The following is a 19,165-nucleotide window of genomic DNA, read 5'->3' as shown; positions in this document are numbered from 1 at the left end:
CACGCTCAGCGGGTCAGTTGTCGTACTGGTACCACTGCTGGTCCGCGCCGCTCCCGCAGCGGAAGATGATGACCTCGTCACCGGGCTGGATCGAGCCGTCCCCGGCGCCCGCGACGGCCATGCACATCGAGACGTGGGCCTTCGCGCTGGCGCCGAGATTGCGGTATTGATAGATGTTGCTGCCCCAGTACTTCTCCTGCATCCAATACTGGTTCGGGTTGTCCTCCTGGTACCACCACGAGACGACCCGCGTCCCGTTGTCGTAACCGTTGCCGGCGAGCGACAGCGCGAACTGGTTCGAGGTGCCGGCGCTGCGGAACATGAAGGTGCCGTCGCTGAAGTTGACCCGGCGCCACTCCTGCCGCCCTTGCAGATTTCCGCCGTCGCCGGACTGGGCCCCCGCCACCGTGACCACGGAACCAACCCCGGGGTTGACGTCCATGTAGTACCTGCCCGGATTCTTCTGATTGACCATCGCGAACCAGCCGTCGCCGGGCTTGGCGTTCGCCCCGGCCGGCGTCAGCGCCACGGCCAGCAAGCCGGCCGCAACGGCGGCGCCGAGACGCATACCACGCTTCAATTTCATCGTTCCCCCATGTGGTTTGATCTTGCCCTGGATGTTGCCACTGTGGACACTTGTTCGACAAGACTTGTTAATAGATACGGGTCGTGATACCCAGATGACGCCGGTCCGCGACGCGTTCGTGGACTTGCGGAAAACCCCGGCGGGACGATGACGGCATTTCCCAAAAGGGGGCTCGAAAATGTCGATCTCACGTCACCGCACCCTGCTCGCTGTGGCGATTCCGGTTCTCATCCTGCTGCCGGCCGACCCGGCGCTCGCCGCCACCTGGACGGTGGTGCCGACGCCGAACGCCTCGGCCGGCCCGAACGAGTTCTTCGGTGTCGACGCGGCCGGCGCCACCGACGTCTGGGCGGTCGGCCGGGCCGATCACACCCCGGCACAGCCTTTCCAGCGCCCGCTCATCGCCCGGCTGGCCGGCGGCGCGTGGACGATCGCGCCGAGCCCGGTCTGGCCGGCGAACTCTCCGGAGTGGACGGCAGTTCGGCCACCGACGTCTGGGCGGTCGGCAGCCGCGAGGTCGTCCAGGCCGGCGGCGCGATCAACTCGGGCACTCTGGTCGAACGCTGGACCGGCGGCTCGTGGAGCGTCGTGCCGAGCCCGGCCCCGCCGAATGCGCTCGGCGCCCGCCTGGCCGGCGTCAAGACGTTCTCCGCCACCAACGCCTGGGCGGTCGGGTCCTACTCGGCCAGCACCCAGCCCGGCAACCGCACGCTGATCCAGCGGTGGAACGGCACGGCCTGGACCGTCGTGCCCAGCCCGAACCCGGACGCCACCACCAACCTGCTGACCGACATCGACGGCGCGTCGGCAAACGACATCTGGGCGATCGGCAACATGGGCTTCGACGGGTACGGCGGCACCACCACCGGGCTCGTGCTGCGCTGGAACGGCACCGCGTGGTCCCGGGTGGCCGTGCCCGGCAGCGAGTCGGACGCGACGTTCTCGGTGCCGGCCCTCCACGACGTCGTCGCGATCGCCGCTAACGACGTCTGGATCGTCGGCCGGGCCTTCCACCGCACGCTGTTCACCACGATGCCGATCGCCCTGCACTGGAACGGGTCGACCTGGCAGCGCTCGTTCCTGACCGGCGCCCCGAACGACGGCCAGGGCTTCCGCAGCGTCGCGGCCCTCTCCCCGACCAGGGTGTACGCGTTCGGCAGCACGATCGCCCGGTGGTCCGGCTCGGCCTGGGTCCCGGAGGCCGGCACGCTGCCCGGCCTGCTGGCGGACGCCACCGCCACCGGCCCGTCGACGATCTGGGCGGCCGGCAACCGGTACGACCTGAACGCCGCGTCACCGCGCACCCTGGCAATGCGCACCACCAACGGCTGACCCTGCCACCGGCCGCCGCAGGGGCTGGGCCGCCGCAGCCGGAGGGCCCGGACGCCCCGATCCCGTACTGCCGCTCTTGGGCGGCCGGGACCGGTGCGTTTTGGCCGCCTTTATCGGGATCGCGCCCAACACCACTTCCACCGCGACGGTTCGATTCCGAGCGGGGGGCTTTGTTCCCAGCCGGGCGCTTCGATTCCCAGTCGGGGCGCTTCACGTCCCACTTGATGAGCACCACAACCGCATGCCGGGACCGATCTCGCCGCCGTCCCGAGCAGATCCCCGAACATCCCCGAACAGCAGATCGACAACATCGCGTCGCGGACGAGCGCCACCGGGGAACGTCTGCGGCAAAGGCCCGGGCGAGCGCCGCACTGCCGGCGGCGGGGTGTGCGGGTCAGCTCGGGGCGTGCGCCGCCAGGAACGCCTTGGCCATCGCCGACGCCAGGTCGGCCGGGTCCTTGGCGGCGATCGCCTTGCCATCGGTGGCCTTGGCCATGTCGGTGAGCGTGGTCATGTCGGCGTCCGGTCCGAAGCCGACCGCGATGATCGGCACCGGGCGCTTGGGGTCCTGCTGTTTCTTGAGGCGGTCGAGGAACGTCTTTTTCGGCATCGCGTACTTGGATTCGCCGTCGGTGCCGTCGCTCAGCACGATGACCAGGGTGATCGTCTGGGGCTTGACCCGCGGGCGCATGGCGGCCTGCGCGTCCAGAATGGTCTGGAAGAGCGGGGTCCCGGCCAGCGTCGGCGCCTGATATTCGCCGATCGCGGTGGCCAGCGTGTCGCGCCGGGACTTCGCGCCCAACTGCGCGGTGATCGGGCCGAACGGCACCGCCTCGGTGTGCGCGGGGCTGTCGGCCGCGGGCGTGCCGAAGAGCCACATGCCGATGCTGGTCTCGTCGCCGAACAGCCGGGCCGCGTCCAGGCCGGACCGGCGCAGCAGGCCGGCCTTGGTGGTGGCCTTGCCGGTCTTGTCGGTGGCCTTGATGTTCATCGAGCTGGACGCGTCGATCAGCAGCAGCACCTGGAACTCCATGCTGCGGTACTGGGCCCACTGCAGGGCGGGGGCGAGCAGCTTGTCGGAACGCTCCGGCACCGCGATGGTCCGGGACATCGCGTACGGCCGGAAGCCCGCATCGGTCAGCAGCGGCGCGGTGATCGCGGCGCGCAGGCGGTCGGCCAGGTCGCGGTGCGCCGTGGAGGTGGACACCGCGTACGGGTAGTCGGCCTCGATCAGGCCGTCGGCCGGGAACGAGCCGGTCAGCCGCACCGCGTTCCCGGCGCGCTGGTACGTGGTGAGCTGCTGCTCGGTGATCGGGAAGACGCCCACGTCGTTCGCCACCGCGGTCGCGTCGGTCTGGCCGGCCACCTTTTCCAGCAGCGCCGCCGGGTTGGCCGAGACGTCCTTGAGCCGGCTGCGCAGGGTGAGCGCCCGCAACTGGGCGATGCCCGCGTCGGGTGTGCTCTTGGCCATCGCGGTGTGGATGGCGTAGACCGCGAGCATCCCCACGCTGGTGTGCAGCGGGTCGGGCATGGTCATGGCCGGGACCCGGCGGCTGGCCACCCCGGCCATCAGGTCGATCCAGGACGTCTGGTCACCCTTGGCGAAGTGGCCGGCCACCTCGGCGGGCGCAGCCAGCACGATCGGGCTGCGGGCCAGCGGCTCGTCCTCCACCTGGTAGGCCGTGCTGCCGCCGACCAGCGCGATCCGCAGCCAGGAACTGCTGGACGGGATCCACACGTCGGGCTGCTGCGACGCGGTGGCGGTGGCGTCCGGTTCCTGCGCGATGACCGCGATCGGGCCGCAGTCGGTGCCGCCGTTGACCGTGCGGGCCGCGGCCTGCACCACCGGCGCGATCTCGGGCGCCGCGATCACCCGCAGGTCGGCCTGGCTGCACGGACCGGCCTCGCGGGCGGCGGACTGCTCGACCGGCTCCTGCGAGTACAGCCACCACGCGGTGCCGCTCGCCACCAGGACGAGCACCAGCACGATGCTGACCCCGAGCAGCACCCGCATGACCGCGCTGGGCGGCTGCTCGTCGGGCTCGTGGCCGTGCTCGGGCGAGGGGGGTTGCGGCTCGCGCCTCACGAGTTCCGACATGCACCGCCCTCCACGCCAAGGTCCATTGGGGAATGGCCCGAATAGTAGCCCGATATCTGGGTCTGGCAACCGGGTCGAGAAATGTTTGGCAGATTTCGGCGGGCATGGCACTTCACCTGCACCGGAGCGGATCTTTAATTGGTCCGGAATGCGCCCACGTAACAAAAGCAGACGGTAGCCGATCCAATTTGATCAATACCGTCAGCGAGAACGGGCAGCGGCATTTACCACCGTTCAGCGGAGCGCTCCGACATCGGCGAACACGGATCGTCATCGGCGGCTAATTGCGCCCTGTAACCGGGTAGGGTCAAGGTCATGAGCTGGCTGGCGCCCGAGCGGTACGCGGCGGAACTCGAGGCGGAGACGGCCCGGCTGGCCGCGGCCGCGGCCGGCCAGTTCCCCGAGGCGGTGGTGCCAGCCTGTCCCGAGTGGACCGTGCGCGATCTGGTGACCCACGTCGGCAGCGGCCACCGGCTGGCCGCCGGGATCATCGAGGCGCGCCGCGACAGCCCCGCGCCCTACCGGCTGGTCGACGCGCCCGACGATCCGGCCGAGTGGGCCGGCTGGCTGGCGTCCGGCGCGCGGCGGCTCACCGACGCGGTGCGCGACCTGGGGTTCGACGGCCGGGTGTGGACCTGGCAGCCGCAACACCAGACGGCCGGCTTCTGGCTGCGCCGGATGGTGCACGATCTGATCATCCACCGGTTCGACGCCGACGAGATCGACCACGACGTGACCGGCGGGCTCGCACCCGACCTGGCCGCCGACGGCATCGCCGACATGCTGCTGGTCTTCGAGATCGTCGGGAAGTTCGCCGGCGACGGCGAGCGGCTCCAGTTCACCGCGACCGACACCGGCGACGGCTGGCACGCGACACTGGACGCCGGCGGGCTCTCCTGGCGGGCCGGCACCGCACCGGCCGACGTGACGGTCTCGGCGCCGGTCACCGACCTGCTGCTGGTGCTCAACCGCCGGCGCGAGCCGGCCGCGGTCGAGGGCGACCGCGAGCTGTTCGACCGCTGGTGGGCGATCACCAGGTTCTGAAGCAGCCCTAGAGCGGCCGGACGCCGGACGGCAGTTCCTCGGTGGCCACGTGGGTGAGCAGGGTGGCCCGCAGCGCCTGCGCGGCGTGCGGCATGATCGACCGTTTCCGGTGCGCCAGCGCGATGGTGCGCCGCATGCCGGGCGGGGCCAGCGGCGTGGCCCGCAGCGCCGGGCGGTTGGCCAGTACCATGCTCGGCACCAGCGCCACCCCCAGCCCGGCCTCGACGAAGGCCAGCACCGCGTCCATCTCGCCGCCCTCGACCGCGAACGTCGGGGTGAACCCGGCCCGCCGGCACGCCTCCAGGGTGACGCCGCGGATGTCGTATCCGGACCGGAACATCACCAGCGGGGTGTGCTCCAGTTCGGACAGGGCGATCTGGTCGTACGGGGTGGGCGGCGGGCGGTCGTAGACCGAGGCCACCACGAGGCTCTCGCGCAGCACCGGCTCGGTGGCCAGGGCCTCGTCGACGCCCTCCTCGGGCTGCACGATGAGCGCCAGGTCGAGGGTGTGCGCGAGCAGGCTCTCGATCAGGTCCTGCGAACTGCCCTCGGTCACGTACAGCTGAATCTCGGGATGCTCGGCGCGGAACGTGCGCAGCACCGGCGGGACCAGCGACGAGCAGAGGCTCGGCGTGGCGCCGAGGCGCACGTCGCCGCGGCGCAGGCCGACGATGTCCCGCACCGCCTCACGGGCGGCGTCGGCGTCGGCCACCATCCGCTGGGCGAGCGGCAGCAGCGTCTCGCCGGCCGCGGTGAGGGTGACCGCGCCGCGGACGCGTTCGAACAGCGGGGCACCGAGACTGGCTTCGAGGGTGTGAATCTGCTTACTGAGAGTCGGCTGGGAGACCGCCACATTCTCGGCCGCCTGGGTGAAATGCCGGGTTTCGACCACTGCTAGGAAGTATCGGAGCTGCTGGAGTTGCACCTCAATAGCTTATCTCTATGCTTACTGAGGTCATCATGCATTAGACGAATCGCAAGAGTCTTCCTACCGTTCCTTTCATGGCGGTCGACACGAGGACACCCACGCAGGCGGCGAAACCCGCCCGGCGGACGTCGTCCGTGGGACTCAAAATTCTGATGGCGGTGACCGGCATCGTGCTGGTCCTGTTCCTGTTCGCGCACATGATCGGCAACCTCAAGATCTTTGTGGGCGCGACCTCGTTCGACCACTACGCGCACTGGCTGCGCGACCTCGGTGCGCCGCTGCTGCCGCACACCTGGTTCCTGTGGATCCAGCGGGCCGGCCTCACCTTGGCGGTGGTCACGCACATCGCGGCCGCGGTCGTCCTGGCCCGGCGGGCCCGCGCGGCCCGTCCGGTGCGCTACGCCCACCGCCCCAAGGTGCAGGGCAGCTACGCGGCCCGGACCATGCGCTGGGGCGGCGTGATCATCCTGCTCTTCGTCATCTTCCACATCCTCGACCTGACGACCGGGCACCTCAACCCGATCGGCGACCGCGAGCACCCGTACGCCAATGTGGTTGCCGACTTCGCTCCCGAGCGCTGGTACGTGACGCTGTTCTACACGCTCGCCATCCTCGCGGTCGGGTTCCACCTGCGGCACGGCATCTTCAGCGCGGTGCGCACGCTGGGCCAGCAGACCGTCGCCGGCGAGCGGGTCGCGCGTACGGTCGCCCTGGTTCTCGCCGTCACCCTGGTCGCCGGTTACCTGTCGGTCCCGTTCGCGGTCCTCACCGGATTGGTGGCTTGATCATGACAATCGCGTCCGAGTTCTGGAACGACGGCGACCCGATCGCCGACACCGCGGCGCCGGACGGGCCGATCGAGACTCGCTGGGAGCGCCACCAGTTCGCGGCCAAGCTGGTCAACCCGGCCAACCGCCGCAAGCTCACGGTCATCGTGGTGGGCACCGGACTGGCCGGCGGCTCGGCGGCCGCGACCCTGGCCGAGGCCGGTTACCGGGTCAAGTCGTACTGCTACCAGGACAGCCCGCGCCGGGCGCACTCGATCGCGGCGCAGGGCGGCATCAACGCGGCGAAGAACTACCGCAACGACGGCGACTCCGTCTACCGGCTGTTCTACGACACCGTGAAGGGCGGCGACTTCCGGGCCCGCGAGTCCAACGTGTACCGGCTGGCCGCGGTCTCGGTGAACATCATCGACCAGTGCGTGGCGCAGGGCGTGCCGTTCGCCCGCGAGTACGGCGGCCTGCTCGACAACCGCTCGTTCGGGGGCACCCAGGTCTCCCGCACGTTCTACGCCCGTGGGCAGACGGGCCAGCAACTGCTGCTCGGCGCGTACCAGGCGATGGAACGGCAGATCGCCCTCGGCAACATCGAGATGAACGCCCGGCACGAGATGCTCGACCTGATCGTAGTGGACGGCAAGGCCCGCGGCATCGTGGTCCGCGACCTGGTCACCGGCGAGATCACCACGGAGTTCGCGGACGCCGTGGTGCTGGCCTCGGGCGGCTACGGCAACGTGTTCTTCCTGTCCACCAACGCCAAGGGCTGCAACGTCACCGCCTCGTGGCGGGCGCACCGCAAGGGCGCGCTGTTCGCGAACCCCTGCTACACCCAGATCCACCCGACGTGCATTCCCGAGTCCGGTACGCACCAGAGCAAGCTCACCCTGATGAGCGAGTCGCTGCGCAACGACGGCCGGGTGTGGGTACCCAGGTCTTCGGCTGATTGTCAGAAGCCCGCGGCGGACATTCCGGAGGAGGACCGCGACTACTACCTGGAGCGGATCTATCCCTCCTTCGGCAACCTGGTCCCCCGCGACATCGCGTCGCGCGCCGCCAAGAACGTCTGCGACGAGGGCCGCGGTGTGGGCCCCGGCGGCCTGGGCGTCTACCTCGACTTCGCCGACGCCATCGAGCGACTCGGCAAGAATGCGGTCGAGGCCAAGTACGGCAACCTGTTCGAGATGTACCAGCGGATCACCGGCGAGGACCCGTACCAGGTCCCGATGCGTATCTATCCGGCGGTGCACTACACGATGGGCGGGCTCTGGGTCGACTACGACCTGCAGGCGACCATCCCCGGCCTGTTCGTGATCGGCGAGGCCAACTTCTCCGACCACGGCGCTAACCGGCTCGGCGCGTCGGCCCTGATGCAGGGTCTGGCGGACGGCTACTTCGTGCTGCCCAACACGATCAACAACTACCTGTCCGCGGGGCCATTTCGAAAAATTTCGGATAAAGACCCGGAAGTCGCCGAAGCGCGACGCGCCGTCGAAGGGCGACTCGCCCGCCTACTCGCGATCAACGGCGATCGGACCGTCGACTCCTTCCACCGCGAGCTGGGCCACATCATGTGGGAGTACTGCGGCATGGAGCGCACCGAGGAGGGCCTCACCAAGGCGATCGGCCTGATCCGCGGTCTGAAGGACGAGTTCTGGACCCGGGTCAAGGTGCCCGGCACCGGCGAGCAGCTCAACCAGAACCTGGAGAAGGCCGGCCGGGTCGCCGACTTCTTCGAACTGGCCGAGCTGATGTGCATCGACGCGCTGCACCGGCGCGAGTCGTGCGGCGGCCACTTCCGGGCCGAGTCGCAGACCCCCGACGGTGAGGCCGAACGCCACGACGACGAGTTCGGCTACGTCGCGGCCTGGGCTTTCCCGGGCGACGACGGCAAGCCGACCCTGCACAAGGAGACGCTCGAATTCGCATACGTCCACCCGAGCACCCGGAGCTACAAGTAATGGACATCCAGGTAAGGGTGTGGCGGCAGGCCGGCCCGCAGTCCAAGGGCAAAATGATCACGTACGACGTCAAGGACATCTCCCCCGACGCCTCGTTCCTGGAGATGCTCGACGTCCTGAACGAGAAGCTGATCCTGGACGGCGACGACCCGATCGCGTTCGACCACGACTGCCGCGAGGGCATCTGCGGCATGTGCAGCATGGTGATCGACGGCGTGGCACACGGCCCCGAACGCGCCACCACCACCTGTCAACTGCACATGCGGCACTTCAAGGACGGCGACGTGATCGACGTCGAGCCGTGGCGCGCCGCCGCCTTCCCGGTGATCAAGGACCTGGTGGTCGACCGGACCTCGTTCGACCGCATCATCCAGGCCGGCGGCTACATCTCGGCACCGACCGGCGCGGCCCCCGACGCGCACGCCACTCCCGTGCCCAAGAGTGACGCCGACGCCGCGTTCGAGGCCGCCACCTGCATCGGCTGCGGCGCCTGCGTGGCAGCCTGCCCGAACGGCTCGGCCATGCTGTTCACCGCCGCGAAGGTCGCCCACCTCGGCCTGCTCCCCCAGGGCCAGCCGGAACGCGACACCCGGGTGATCGACATGCTGCGCGCCCACGACGACGCCGGCTTCGGCGGCTGCACCAACGCCGGCGAGTGCACCACGGTCTGCCCGAAAGGCATCCCGCTGACCCTGATCGGCCGTCTCAACAGCGACTACCGCACGGCGATCCGCAAGAAATAGACACCGGGCCGGGCCCAACGGCGTGCCCGGCACCGGCACCCACCATCGGCTCTTCGGGCGGAAAAACTTCCGGGAACTAATCTCGCACGCGCGTCGACTGATCATTCATCCGACGCCACGGCTCGTGGGATTCCGCGGGGCGTCGACTGCACACCCGGATGCCGGCGCATCCCCCTGCGCCGCCGACACCTCGAGGAACAGCCGATGACCACGACCCCCGAGCTAGCCGTCGAAGCCGATCAAAAACCATTACGCCGTACGTCTCCGTTCGCGGCCCTGCTGTTGCGGCTGCACTTCTATGCCGGCGTCCTGGTCGCGCCGTTCGTGGTGATCGCCGCGCTCACCGGTCTGGCCTACACGGTCGCGCCGCAGGTCGACGCGGTGCTCTACAGCGATCAGCTGGTCGTCGCCGAGAAGGGCACCGCACCGCTGCCGCTGGCCGATCAGATCGTCAGCGCCCGGGCCGCGCACCCGGACGGCTCGCTCGCCACGGTCGCGCCCGGCACCGGCGACGCCACCACCCGGGTCGTGTTCTCGCTGCCCGAGCTGGGCGAGAAGCAGCACACCGTGTACGTGAACCCGTTCACCGGCGCGGTCCAGGGCCAGCTGCTCACCTGGTACGGCTCCACCCCCGCGGTGACCTGGCTCGACGACCTGCACCGCAACCTGCACCTGGGCGTCGCCGGCCGGCACTACTCCGAGCTGGCCGCGAGCTGGCTGTGGGTGCTGGCGCTGGGCGGCATCGTACTGTGGTGGCGCCGCCGGCGCAGCGTCCGCGGCCTGCTCACCCCGGAGCTGGCGGCCCGCAAGGGCGTGCGCCGCACCCGCGGCTGGCACGCCGCCACCGGCGTCTGGCTCAGCGTCGGCCTGCTGATCCTGTCGGCGACCGGCCTGACCTGGTCCCGGTACGCGGGCGGCAACTTCGGCGACCTGCTCGACGCCATGGACGCCCGGCAGCCGGTGCTGGCCACCGCGACGGCGGGCGCGGCCGGACACCACGGCGGCGGCGAGTCGGCCGAGACCCCCGAGGTCAACCCGGCCGAGGCCGACACCGTGTGGCGGGTGGCCCAGGAACACGGCCTGACCGGTCCGGCCGAGCTGAGCCCGCCCGCGGCCGCCGGCGAGGCCTGGACCGCCGCGGGCGTCGACAACGTCTGGCCGGTCAACCTCGACCGGGTGGCCATCGATCCGGTGGCCGCGACCGGGGTGGCCCGCAGCGACTTCGCCGACTGGCCGCTGCTGTCCCAGCTCAGCAAGCTGGGCGTACAGGCGCACATGGGTATTTTGTTCGGCGTGGCCAACCAGATCCTGCTGGCCCTGCTCGCGATCGGCCTGCTCTGCGTGATCCTCTGGGGCTACCGCATGTGGTGGCAGCGCCGCCCCACCCGCGACGGCCAGCGCGCCCTGGTCGGCGCACCCCCCGAGCGCGGCGCCTGGCTGGGCCTGCCCCCGTGGGCAATCGTGCTGGGCGTCCCTCTGGTGGCCGCTCTCGGCTGGGCGCTGCCGCTGCTAGGCGTGCCGCTGGCCGCGTTCCTGGTGATCGACGCCGTCCTCGCCGGCCGCCGCAAACGCCGCGCCGGCCAGAGCGCCTGACACGCCGTCACTCCGGCGGGGGCGCACGCCCCGCCGGCTACTGACCGGTGGGTAGGAGCGAGAGCAGGGCCGTCGGCCCTTCGACGTGCGCATTGTGCCCCAGCCCCGGCAACGAGACGGTCGCGCAGGTAGCCCGCGCCACACCGCGTAGTTGCGCATCGCTGACCATCGAGTCGTGTTCCCCGCGAGCCAGCACCACGGGCGTACCGGTAGCCGCGATCAGCCCCGCAACGCCCGGCTCCCCTACCCCGAACGCCCGGTTGTCGAGGGCGAGCCGCCAACCCCCGTCGGTCTCGGCGACACCCGCGTCGAGGTCGCTGACCAGGCCGTCCAGCCCGGCCACCTTGAGGCAGCGGGCCATGGCCTGCTCCCGCGCGGGAAAGACGACCGCCTCCTTGCCGGCGAGGGTCGCGGCCCGGCCCAGTTCCTCGTCGGTCCAGGCCACTTTGATGCCGAGCCCCACCACCGCCCGCACGCCCGGCAGGTCGGCCAGGTGCAGCCCGACCACCCCGCCGAACGAATGCCCCACCACTACGGTCCCGCCCGGATCGACGAGGTGCGCGACGGAGTCGGCCACCCTCGCGAAGGTGTAGCTGTCGAGCGGCGCGGACCGCCCATGTCCCGGCAGGTCCGGCGCCGCCCAGGAGGTGTCGCCGAGCAGTGCGGTGAGCCCCGCCCAGACGTCGGCGGTGGCCCCCAGCCCATGCAGCAGCAACACCAACGGCCGCTGTTCCCCGCCGCGCAACACCCGCAGTTCCGTCATGCGCCCAGCTTCCCGCAACCCGACGTCCCCCACCGACCTTCCCGCGGCGCGCCTCCCTACGGCTCACTTCCCCCAACCGCCGCCGAGACATCTGCCCGTTGTCCCGCCGATTTTCCCCGAAGCTGGGTCCCCGCGACCGCGAACGCCACCACCGCCGCGACCAGCAGCGGCACCAGCGCCCCGAGCTGAAGGACCGCCGAGCCCAGCGGAATCGCCAGCGCCACCGGCCCGAACATCACCGTGGTCGAACTGGCACCCACCCGCCCGAGCAGGTGGTCCGGCGTCCGGGTCTGCACCGCGGTGACCCCCGCGATCAGCGTCCACGGCAGCCCGACGCCGACCAGCACGCTGCCCACGACGAGTGCCGGCCACCACGGCAGGCACCAGGCGAGGCACCCACCCGCAAATACCGCGGCCCCGATCGCCGCCACCCCCACCGGCGCGAAGCGGGCCAGCAACCGCCCGGCAACCAGACCACCCACAATGGACCCGGCCCCCTGAGCGGTGGACAGAAATCCGAGGTGAGTGGCCGGCAGCCCCAGCCCACCGACAACCCGCTCGATCACAGCCGCGTTGGTAAGCCCGGACAGCGCAATGGCAACCGCCGCCATCAAGACCGGCACCCGCACGGCCGGATTCCCGAACAGCGCCACCAAACCGGCCCAGATCTCCCGCTCGCCCGCTACGGGCCCCGCCGCGACCTTCCGCCCATCCCGGGGCGCCGGCGAGGTCACCCGCAACAGGCCGTAGCAGGCTGCGGTCAGTGCCGGCATCGCCGCGCTGAGCAGCACCACCGGCACCGGCCCCTGCCAGGCGTAGAGCCCCGCCCCGGCCAGCGGCGCCAGCAGTTTCATGCCCTCCTGCGCGCTGGTCCGCCAGCCGTTGATGTCGCCCAGCGCCGACGCCGGGAGCGCCGCCGGCAGGATCGCCGTCTCCCCGGCGTCCACCAGCACGTAGCTGATCCCCCGCACCAGCAGGACCGCGAAGATCAGCCAGGTGTGCTCCGGCCCCGAGACCGTGAGCAGGCTCAGCAGCACCACGCCGAGCAGCAGGTCGGTCCAGATCAGCAGGGGGCGGCGGGGCAGCCGGTCGACCAGGGCACCCAGCCACGGGGCGGCCAGCGTCGGCGCGTAGATGCACAGACCGGTGAGCGCCGCCAAGCCGGGCGAGTCGGTCAGGTCGTACACCCAAATGCCGGCGGCCAAGGTCATGGCCGTGCTGCCGAAGCCGGACAGCAACGAGATCAAGACGAACAGGACCGCATTCCGACGCATGCGGCCCATCCTCAGGACTTGAGTGTCATTCTGTCAAGATTGGGCGGACGCCGCCTCCCACGCCGCCCGGAGCCGCTCCACCGCCGCCCGGCTGGGCCCGGGCAGCGGCCCGCCCGCCTCCGCGAGGTCTCCCATAACGTCGTTGACCAGCGAAAACAGCGAACCGCCGACGGCCTCCGGCGCCGCCGCCAACGTTTCCCGCACCAGCGCCGCCCGCCCGAACCGCTTGTCCCACCGCCGGTCCGCGCCGATCCGCCGGTGCAGCGCCACGGCCGCCGCGCGCAGCTCGGCGAGGCCCGTGCCGTATCCCTCGTCGAGCTCGGCCCGCACCGGCTGCACCGCCGTGGCCAGGCGCAATCGGCGTTGCTCGGCGGCCTGCCGGCTGGCCAGCCCCAACGCCTCGGCGACCTCCGCCCAGGTGGCACCCGCGCGGCGGCACCGGTCGATCAGCGCCAACTCCTCGGCGTCCAGCCGCTGCCGGGCCGCCGGGATCTTTCGCAGCTCGCCCAGGTCGCTCATGTCAACATTCTATTGACAACTGGAGACCGTCGAGAAGGGTGTCCAGCCCCGCCTCGAACGTCCGGGCACTGTCGCCGGCCGCCGGTTCGGGGTGGAAAACGCCCGCGGTCACCGCCTCGGCCAGCGCCGGAAACCGCTCGGCCGTCACGAAGCGGGAGATCATTTCGCCGTACCCGGTCATCGCCTCCGCCTCCCCACCCAGAAGGATGGCCGCGACGCTCGCCTCGCCCCGCACGAAATGCAGGATGGTCATCACCGCGTCGAGCCGCTGCGCCGCCGTCAGCCGCGTGCCGCCCAGCGCCCCGAGCGCCCGGTCGAGCCAGGCCAGCTGCCCCGGCTCGAGCGGCGGCCGGCCCGGTGCGACCTGGAGGATCCACGGGTGCGTGGTGTAGATCCCGCGCAACGCCCACGCCCACGCGGTCAGCCCGGCTCGCCATCCGCCGGGCAGTTCGGGCGGCGGTCCCGGCGCCGCGTCCTGCATGAAGACCAGCAGTTCGTCCTTGTTGGCCACGTGCCGGTAGAGCGACATCGGCGCGCTGCCCAGTTCCTGCGCAAGCCGGGCCATGGACAGCGCCGCCAGCCCGTCCCGGTCCGCGATCGCGATGGCCGCCGCCACGATGCGATCGAGGCTCAGGCCAGGCCGGCGGGTTCCGCTCCCGGCCCCCCAGAGGACTTTCAACGTACGCGGAATTTCGGTGGACACCCGACAGATCCTAAGGGTTCCGCGGGCTGGTGCGTACGTTATACGCTCATGCGTACGTCATACGCGCAGGAGGGAACCTTCATGGCACAACAGCGTTGGTGGCGCCGCCCCTGGATTTTTCCGCTGGCCGCGGTAGTGGTCGTCTTCCTGGCTTTCTCGCTGCCGCCCTACCTGAGTCTCGACCCCACCCAAACCCGAATTCCACAGTCGACCGCGCTCGGCGCCGCGCATTACTGGATACTGGTGCCGCACGTCGTTTTCGGCGGCATCGCCCTGTCCACCGCCGTGTTCCAGATCTGGCCGTGGTTCCGCAATCGCCACCCCATCGCCCACCGCCGAATGGGCCGACTCTACGTTTTCGCCGGCGTGATCCCGGCCGGCTTGGCCGCACTAACCGTAGGCGCCTTCACGCCCTACGGCCCCGCGACCAAGGCCAGCGACGTGCTCCTGGCGATCCTGTGGCTGACCGTGACGATCCAGGGCTGGCGCTTGGCCCGCCGCCGCCGTTTCGCCGACCACCGGCGCTGGATGATCCGGAGCTTCGCGCTGACCGCTTCGATCATCACCAACCGCATCTGGGGCACACTGCTGGCCGTTTCCCTGTATCCCCAACTGGACACCACATTCCACGGCGACGAGACCCTTTTCGCGTGGGTGGTTTCCGGTTTCGCGGCCTGGCTGGGCTGGACCATCCCTTTCCTGGCCGCCGAATTCTGGCTGGACCGCGACCGCACCCCCCACCACCCCCGCCGGCCGACCGTTTCCCCAACGCCGGCGGAGACCCCCGCGATCCGCTAACGGCCCGGCAGGTCGGTGCGGAGGCGCCGCGAGGCGAGGTTTTCCCGGGTGCGGGCGGGATCGGCGGCCGGCCGCCACCTGCGTCATGGCGCGCCTTGCCGGGTGGCCGCATGACATTCCGGCGCAAGCTCCGAGCCAGCCGCGGGCGTCGCCACGTCATCCGATGTGGACGGCGCCCGGCGCAGGAAGAACACGGTGATCAGCAACGCCACCCCGACAAACACCGCGGCAAGCAGGAACGACCTCGTATAACCCGCCCGCAGCGCATCGACTGCAACCGCCCCCGCCTCCAGCCGATCGGCCGTGTGACCAGCCGCCACCACCGCGAGTACCGACAGCCCGAGCGCGCCGCCCGCCTGCTGCGCGGTATTACTGAAGCCCGACACCATCCCCGTATCCACAGGCTTCGCGCCGGCCATCGCCAACATGATGATCGCCGGGATCGTGACGCCGACGCCCAGCCCCATGACGATCAACGGCGGCAGCATGTCGGCCACATAGGATGTCGCGGTCGGCAGGCGCACCAGCAGAAGCAGGCCGGCCAGCAGCGTGACCAGCCCACCGATCAGCACCGGGCGCGCGCCGTAGCGCCCGGTCAGTCGCGGCGCCACGAACAGCGAGACCAGCCCGATCACGATCGGAGTTGGCAGGAACGCGAGCCCGGTGCCAAGCGCGCCGTAGCCCATCACCCGCTGCACGAACAGCGCGTTCACGAACTGGAACCCCATCCCGGTGGCGAAAACCAGGAGCACGGCCGCGTTTGCGATCAGCAGCCAGCGCCGCCCCAGCAGGCGAAGCGGGATCAGCGGCCTGGTCGCGTACCGCTGCCTGATGAGGAAGCAAAGGACCAAGAGCAACCCCCCAATGCCCGGGTACGCGGCGGCAGCCGCGCCGGACTCGCCGGTGCGCACGATGGCGAACACCCCCAGCGAGAGTCCCGCCGTGATCAACAGCGCTCCGGGCACGTCGAGACCAGCACGCAGCCCCAGCCCGGTCTCCCGCGGCAGTAACCGCCGCCCCACCAGCCAGACCACAATCCCGATCGGCACGTTGACCAGAAAGATCGCCGGCCACCCGAGCGCGTCCGTGAGTATGCCTCCCGCCACGAAGCCTACCGCCGCCCCGCCCGCCTGCGTGAAGCTGTATATGCCCATGGCCCGGGCCTGCGCCGCCGGTTCCGGGTACAGCCGGACGATCATGCCGAGCACCACGGCCGCCGCGAGCGCGCCACCGGCCCCTTGCAGGAACCGCCCGGCCACCAGCAGTCCGGCGGTCGGCGCCAGGCCACAGAGCGCGCTGGCCGCCGTGAACAGTGCGAGCCCCGCGAGGAAGACCCGCCAGGACCCGACCAGGTCACCGAGGCGCCCCGCCAGCAGCAGAAGACCCGCGAACGCGACCAGGTAGGCGTTCACCACCCAGGCCACCCCCGCGGGCGAAAAGCCGAGTTCACGCTGAATGTCCGGCACAGCAACGGCCACCACCGTGCTGTCCAACACGATCATCAACGACATTGCACACAGCGTCGCCAGAGCAGCCGCACGCCGATCCACGGTCCGGTTCATGACCCGACCGTAACAGATAATCTGCTAGCGGACTATCTCCTATCCACCTATCTGCGCCCCCTGGCCCGCCGAACCGGCTGCGGCCCAGGGTCCTTTGGCGTCCCCGCCAGCACACCGAGCGCCTCCACGAAGGAAGCCCGGGCAGCCGGATCAAGCCCACCGAGCGCGTCCGCATGCACCCGATCGACGATGCGCTGCCCCTCCTCCGCCGCGAGCCGCCCCTTCTCGGTGACCGCGATGATCCGAGCCCGCCGATCGGTGACCGAGGCCCGCCGCTCCGCCAGCCCGCGCCGCTCCAGCTCGTCCACGGTGCTGACCATGGTCGTCTTGTCGAGGTCGGCGAGGGCCGCCAGCTGAATCTGAGTGCGCTCTTCCTCCAGCGCATGAATAAGGACGCACTGCATCCGAGGCGTCAGCTCAACATCCGCCAACGCAGCCGAAAGCCGATTGGCAAGCACATGCCCAGCCATATTGAGCAGCCCGGTGATGTCCCGCTCAGTGCGCTCAGGAGCAGCCATAAAGCAATCCTAGCCCCGGATCATCCAACTCCAGACGATCCAGCTCCCAAACGATCCCCGAGAGCAGCGGCCATGCGTTTCCCGCACCTCGGCCTTCCCCGGCACCGCGGCCCCCGCAGCACCGCGGCCCTCCCAGCACCGCGGCCCTCCCAGCACCGCGGCCCCCACCGGCATCCCGCCTTTGCTATGCGCCGCATCCCCCGCACCCGCGCGATTCCGGCAACGCACCATTCCCTATACCGCGGGATATCTTGCGCGTCGTTCTCCCGGCACCGGGCGCGGAAGCGTGGGCGGGCGGGACAGCATCCGGATTGTTCGGAGCGGTCCCGCCCGCGTGGCGGTTCGGTGGGACGGCCGGCGGGCCTGCCCCCGTGTCGGCCCGCCGGCCGCCGGCCTACGCCAGCGCCGCCCAGGTCGGCGCGTACGGCTTGGTGCGTAGTGGCATGCGGGCCTCGGCCGGGGTGCGGTCGCGCTTGCGGTTGTTGCAGCGTCCGCAGGCGGCGACCGTGTTGCTCCATTCGTTGGAGCCGCCCCGCGAGCGCGGCAGCACGTGGTCGATCGTGGACGCCGCGCCGCCGCAGTAGCCGCACGTGCGACGGTCGCGGACGAGCACACCGGCGCGCGACCAGACCGGCCCGCGGCTGTGCCGCCAGCGGGTCACCACGTAGCTGACCAGCCGCACCACGGTCGGGATCGGGTAGATACCGATCCGGCTGTCCGGCTCCGCCTCGTGCACCACCGCGACTTCCCGGAACAGCATCCGGATCGCGTGCCGGAGGCTGACCCGGTGCAGCGGTCCGCAGTCGGCGTTCAGAACCAGCACCGCGCTCAATGTGGCCACCTCCCCAGGCGCCTCAATGTGTCCAAAGAAGACAGAAGCCACCTCACCCCGCGTGACAGGGCTAGGGCGGCTGCGTCACGAACAACGGTAAAAGCGCCCCCAGCACCGAACAACCGAATAAAGATCGCCACCCACGTTGACGGCCCCGGCGGCAACGAGGTCGACCTGGTGCACGGTCAAGATGAAGTCAACTGTTGACTTGACTGCACTGCATCAATGTTGATGAGCCCGCATCAACATGTCAGGACAGCGCCGGGGCAAGGTGGCGCGTCAGGGGCCGGCGCATCAGGAGCCGGGCGAGGCGGCGGCGGACGAGGCGGCGGCGGACGAGGCGGCGGGCGAGGCGGGCGAGGCGGCGGCGGGAGACCGGGTCGGTGGGGGCGGGCCTCAGCCGTCGGTGAGGTTGCGGCGGATCGTGACGGTCAGCTGGGTCAAGCCCACTGTGGTCAGCGCCGACCAGACCAGGACCGCGGCCAGCGGGGCCCACGGCAGTACCGCGGTCAGGAGCAGGCCGAAGATGGTGATCAAGACTCGGGTGGGGCGTTCGGAGATCGTCACCACGCCTATTTCGGTCATGCCGGCTGCGGTGGCTCTTGACCTGGCGTATTCCTGCAGCCAGCTCGCGGCGCCCGCGGCCACCACCGCCCAGCCGGGAGCGCCGGCCAGCCAGAAAGCGGCCAGCCAGGCCAGTTCGCCGACGCGGTCGGCCACCGAGTCGTAGACGTAGCCGACTCGGGTGGCTCGGCCGGTCAACACAGCCACGGCGCCGTCCAAGCCGTCCGCCAGGGCGGCGGCCAACACCACCGAGGCGGCAAGTAGCGGACCGGCGGCTAGCGGGTCATAAAGCGACGACCCAGCAACCGACGACCCAGCAATCGACGGGGCGGCGAGGAAGGGGCCGTACGACGGCGGATCCAGCAGCACCACCAGCGGCACGGCCAGGCAGAGCAGCAGACCCCCGGTGGTCACCGCCATCGGGCCTACCCCGCGGGCGGCCAGCCAGGAGCCGATCCGGTAGGTGAGGCGCAGCCAGCCTCGGACCAGCCCCGACGCTCCGGACGGGTCGAAGCCGCCGTGCAGGCGGGACCAGGCGGCGGCGTACTCGTCCCAGGTCACGGTTGAG

Annotated in this window: 18 protein-coding genes; 7 read left to right on the top strand and 11 right to left on the bottom strand. The window is 70.6% G+C overall.

The window, feature by feature from the left end; genetic code table 11:
• Positions 1-13: 13 nt before the first annotated feature.
• On the bottom strand, positions 14-586 hold the full coding sequence (locus Ari01nite_RS21545; protein WP_203783151.1) for an RICIN domain-containing protein: 573 nt from the start codon (positions 584-586) through the stop codon (positions 14-16).
• Positions 587-1,009: 423 nt separating this feature from the next.
• Here Ari01nite_RS21545 and Ari01nite_RS21540 point away from each other — a divergent pair, with 423 nt between their 5' ends.
• Positions 1,010-1,918, top strand: coding sequence for a hypothetical protein (locus tag Ari01nite_RS21540; RefSeq protein WP_203783149.1), 909 nt, complete (start codon positions 1,010-1,012; stop codon positions 1,916-1,918).
• 394 nt (positions 1,919-2,312) lie between these two features.
• Here the strand turns inward: Ari01nite_RS21540 and Ari01nite_RS21535 are convergent, their stop codons facing one another.
• Positions 2,313-4,016 carry a vWA domain-containing protein gene (locus tag Ari01nite_RS21535; protein WP_203783147.1) on the bottom strand — a complete coding sequence of 568 codons (1,704 nt, stop codon included), beginning with the start codon at positions 4,014-4,016 and terminating at the stop codon, positions 2,313-2,315.
• A gap of 315 nt (positions 4,017-4,331) precedes the next feature.
• Here Ari01nite_RS21535 and Ari01nite_RS21530 point away from each other — a divergent pair, with 315 nt between their 5' ends.
• Positions 4,332-5,060 carry a maleylpyruvate isomerase family mycothiol-dependent enzyme gene (locus tag Ari01nite_RS21530; protein ID WP_203783145.1) on the top strand — a complete coding sequence of 243 codons (729 nt, stop codon included), beginning with the start codon at positions 4,332-4,334 and terminating at the stop codon, positions 5,058-5,060.
• Between the two features lie 7 nt (positions 5,061-5,067).
• Here Ari01nite_RS21530 and Ari01nite_RS21525 read toward each other — a convergent pair whose 3' ends face one another.
• Positions 5,068-5,991 carry a LysR family transcriptional regulator gene (locus tag Ari01nite_RS21525; protein WP_203783243.1) on the bottom strand — a complete coding sequence of 308 codons (924 nt, stop codon included), beginning with the start codon at positions 5,989-5,991 and terminating at the stop codon, positions 5,068-5,070.
• Between the two features lie 71 nt (positions 5,992-6,062).
• Between Ari01nite_RS21525 and Ari01nite_RS21520 the strand changes: the two genes are divergently transcribed.
• From Ari01nite_RS21520 to Ari01nite_RS21505, 4 genes are all read left to right on the top strand, one after another.
• Positions 6,063-6,773: a succinate dehydrogenase cytochrome b subunit gene (locus Ari01nite_RS21520; protein WP_203783144.1), complete on the top strand. Its 711-nt coding sequence runs from the start codon at positions 6,063-6,065 to the stop codon at positions 6,771-6,773.
• A gap of 2 nt (positions 6,774-6,775) precedes the next feature.
• Positions 6,776-8,728, top strand: coding sequence for a fumarate reductase/succinate dehydrogenase flavoprotein subunit (locus Ari01nite_RS21515; protein ID WP_203783142.1), 1,953 nt, complete (start codon positions 6,776-6,778; stop codon positions 8,726-8,728).
• On the top strand, positions 8,728-9,471 hold the full coding sequence (locus tag Ari01nite_RS21510; protein ID WP_203783140.1) for a succinate dehydrogenase/fumarate reductase iron-sulfur subunit: 744 nt from the start codon (positions 8,728-8,730) through the stop codon (positions 9,469-9,471). The genes Ari01nite_RS21515 and Ari01nite_RS21510 overlap by 1 nt, the downstream gene beginning before the upstream one ends.
• Positions 9,472-9,675: 204 nt before the next feature.
• Positions 9,676-11,064 (top strand): PepSY-associated TM helix domain-containing protein, encoded by a 1,389-nt coding sequence (locus Ari01nite_RS21505; RefSeq protein WP_203783138.1) that lies wholly within the window; start codon positions 9,676-9,678, stop codon positions 11,062-11,064.
• 37 nt (positions 11,065-11,101) lie between these two features.
• Here the strand turns inward: Ari01nite_RS21505 and Ari01nite_RS21500 are convergent, their stop codons facing one another.
• The 4 genes from Ari01nite_RS21500 to Ari01nite_RS21485 are packed head-to-tail and all read right to left on the bottom strand — an operon-like array spanning position 11,102 to position 14,323.
• On the bottom strand, positions 11,102-11,827 hold the full coding sequence (locus Ari01nite_RS21500; RefSeq protein WP_203783136.1) for an alpha/beta fold hydrolase: 726 nt from the start codon (positions 11,825-11,827) through the stop codon (positions 11,102-11,104).
• A 56-nt stretch (positions 11,828-11,883) separates the two neighbouring features.
• A complete protein-coding gene (locus Ari01nite_RS21495; protein WP_203783134.1) occupies positions 11,884-13,101 on the bottom strand; it encodes an MFS transporter in 1,218 nt (405 codons plus the stop codon).
• A 33-nt stretch (positions 13,102-13,134) separates the two neighbouring features.
• The gene (locus tag Ari01nite_RS21490; RefSeq protein ID WP_203783132.1) at positions 13,135-13,620 is read right to left on the bottom strand and encodes a hypothetical protein; all 486 of its coding nucleotides are present in this window, start codon (positions 13,618-13,620) and stop codon (positions 13,135-13,137) included.
• A 1-nt stretch (position 13,621) separates the two neighbouring features.
• A complete protein-coding gene (locus Ari01nite_RS21485) occupies positions 13,622-14,323 on the bottom strand; it encodes a TetR/AcrR family transcriptional regulator (protein ID WP_203783130.1) in 702 nt (233 codons plus the stop codon).
• 48 nt (positions 14,324-14,371) lie between these two features.
• Here Ari01nite_RS21485 and Ari01nite_RS21480 point away from each other — a divergent pair, with 48 nt between their 5' ends.
• On the top strand, positions 14,372-15,121 hold the full coding sequence (locus tag Ari01nite_RS21480; protein WP_239162895.1) for a DUF2306 domain-containing protein: 750 nt from the start codon (positions 14,372-14,374) through the stop codon (positions 15,119-15,121).
• Between the two features lie 83 nt (positions 15,122-15,204).
• Here the strand turns inward: Ari01nite_RS21480 and Ari01nite_RS21475 are convergent, their stop codons facing one another.
• The 4 genes from Ari01nite_RS21475 to Ari01nite_RS21460 form a co-directional block, all read right to left on the bottom strand.
• A complete protein-coding gene (locus tag Ari01nite_RS21475; RefSeq protein WP_239162894.1) occupies positions 15,205-16,683 on the bottom strand; it encodes an MFS transporter in 1,479 nt (492 codons plus the stop codon).
• A gap of 47 nt (positions 16,684-16,730) precedes the next feature.
• Complete coding sequence (locus Ari01nite_RS21470; protein WP_203783128.1) at positions 16,731-17,201, bottom strand: MarR family winged helix-turn-helix transcriptional regulator; 471 nt, start codon at positions 17,199-17,201, stop codon at positions 16,731-16,733.
• Positions 17,202-17,595: 394 nt separating this feature from the next.
• Entirely contained in the window at positions 17,596-18,033 is a 438-nt protein-coding gene (locus Ari01nite_RS21465) for an HNH endonuclease (RefSeq protein ID WP_203783127.1), read from the bottom strand.
• A gap of 396 nt (positions 18,034-18,429) precedes the next feature.
• The gene (locus tag Ari01nite_RS21460) at positions 18,430-19,158 is read right to left on the bottom strand and encodes a CDP-alcohol phosphatidyltransferase family protein (RefSeq protein ID WP_438872207.1); all 729 of its coding nucleotides are present in this window, start codon (positions 19,156-19,158) and stop codon (positions 18,430-18,432) included.
• Positions 19,159-19,165: the final 7 nt, after the last annotated feature.

Source organism: Paractinoplanes rishiriensis, from assembly GCF_016862375.1.
GTDB lineage: Bacteria > Actinomycetota > Actinomycetes > Mycobacteriales > Micromonosporaceae > Actinoplanes > Actinoplanes rishiriensis.
The sequence above is the reverse complement of the archived record's forward strand: the minus strand, read 5'-3'. Positions and strand labels throughout refer to the sequence as shown.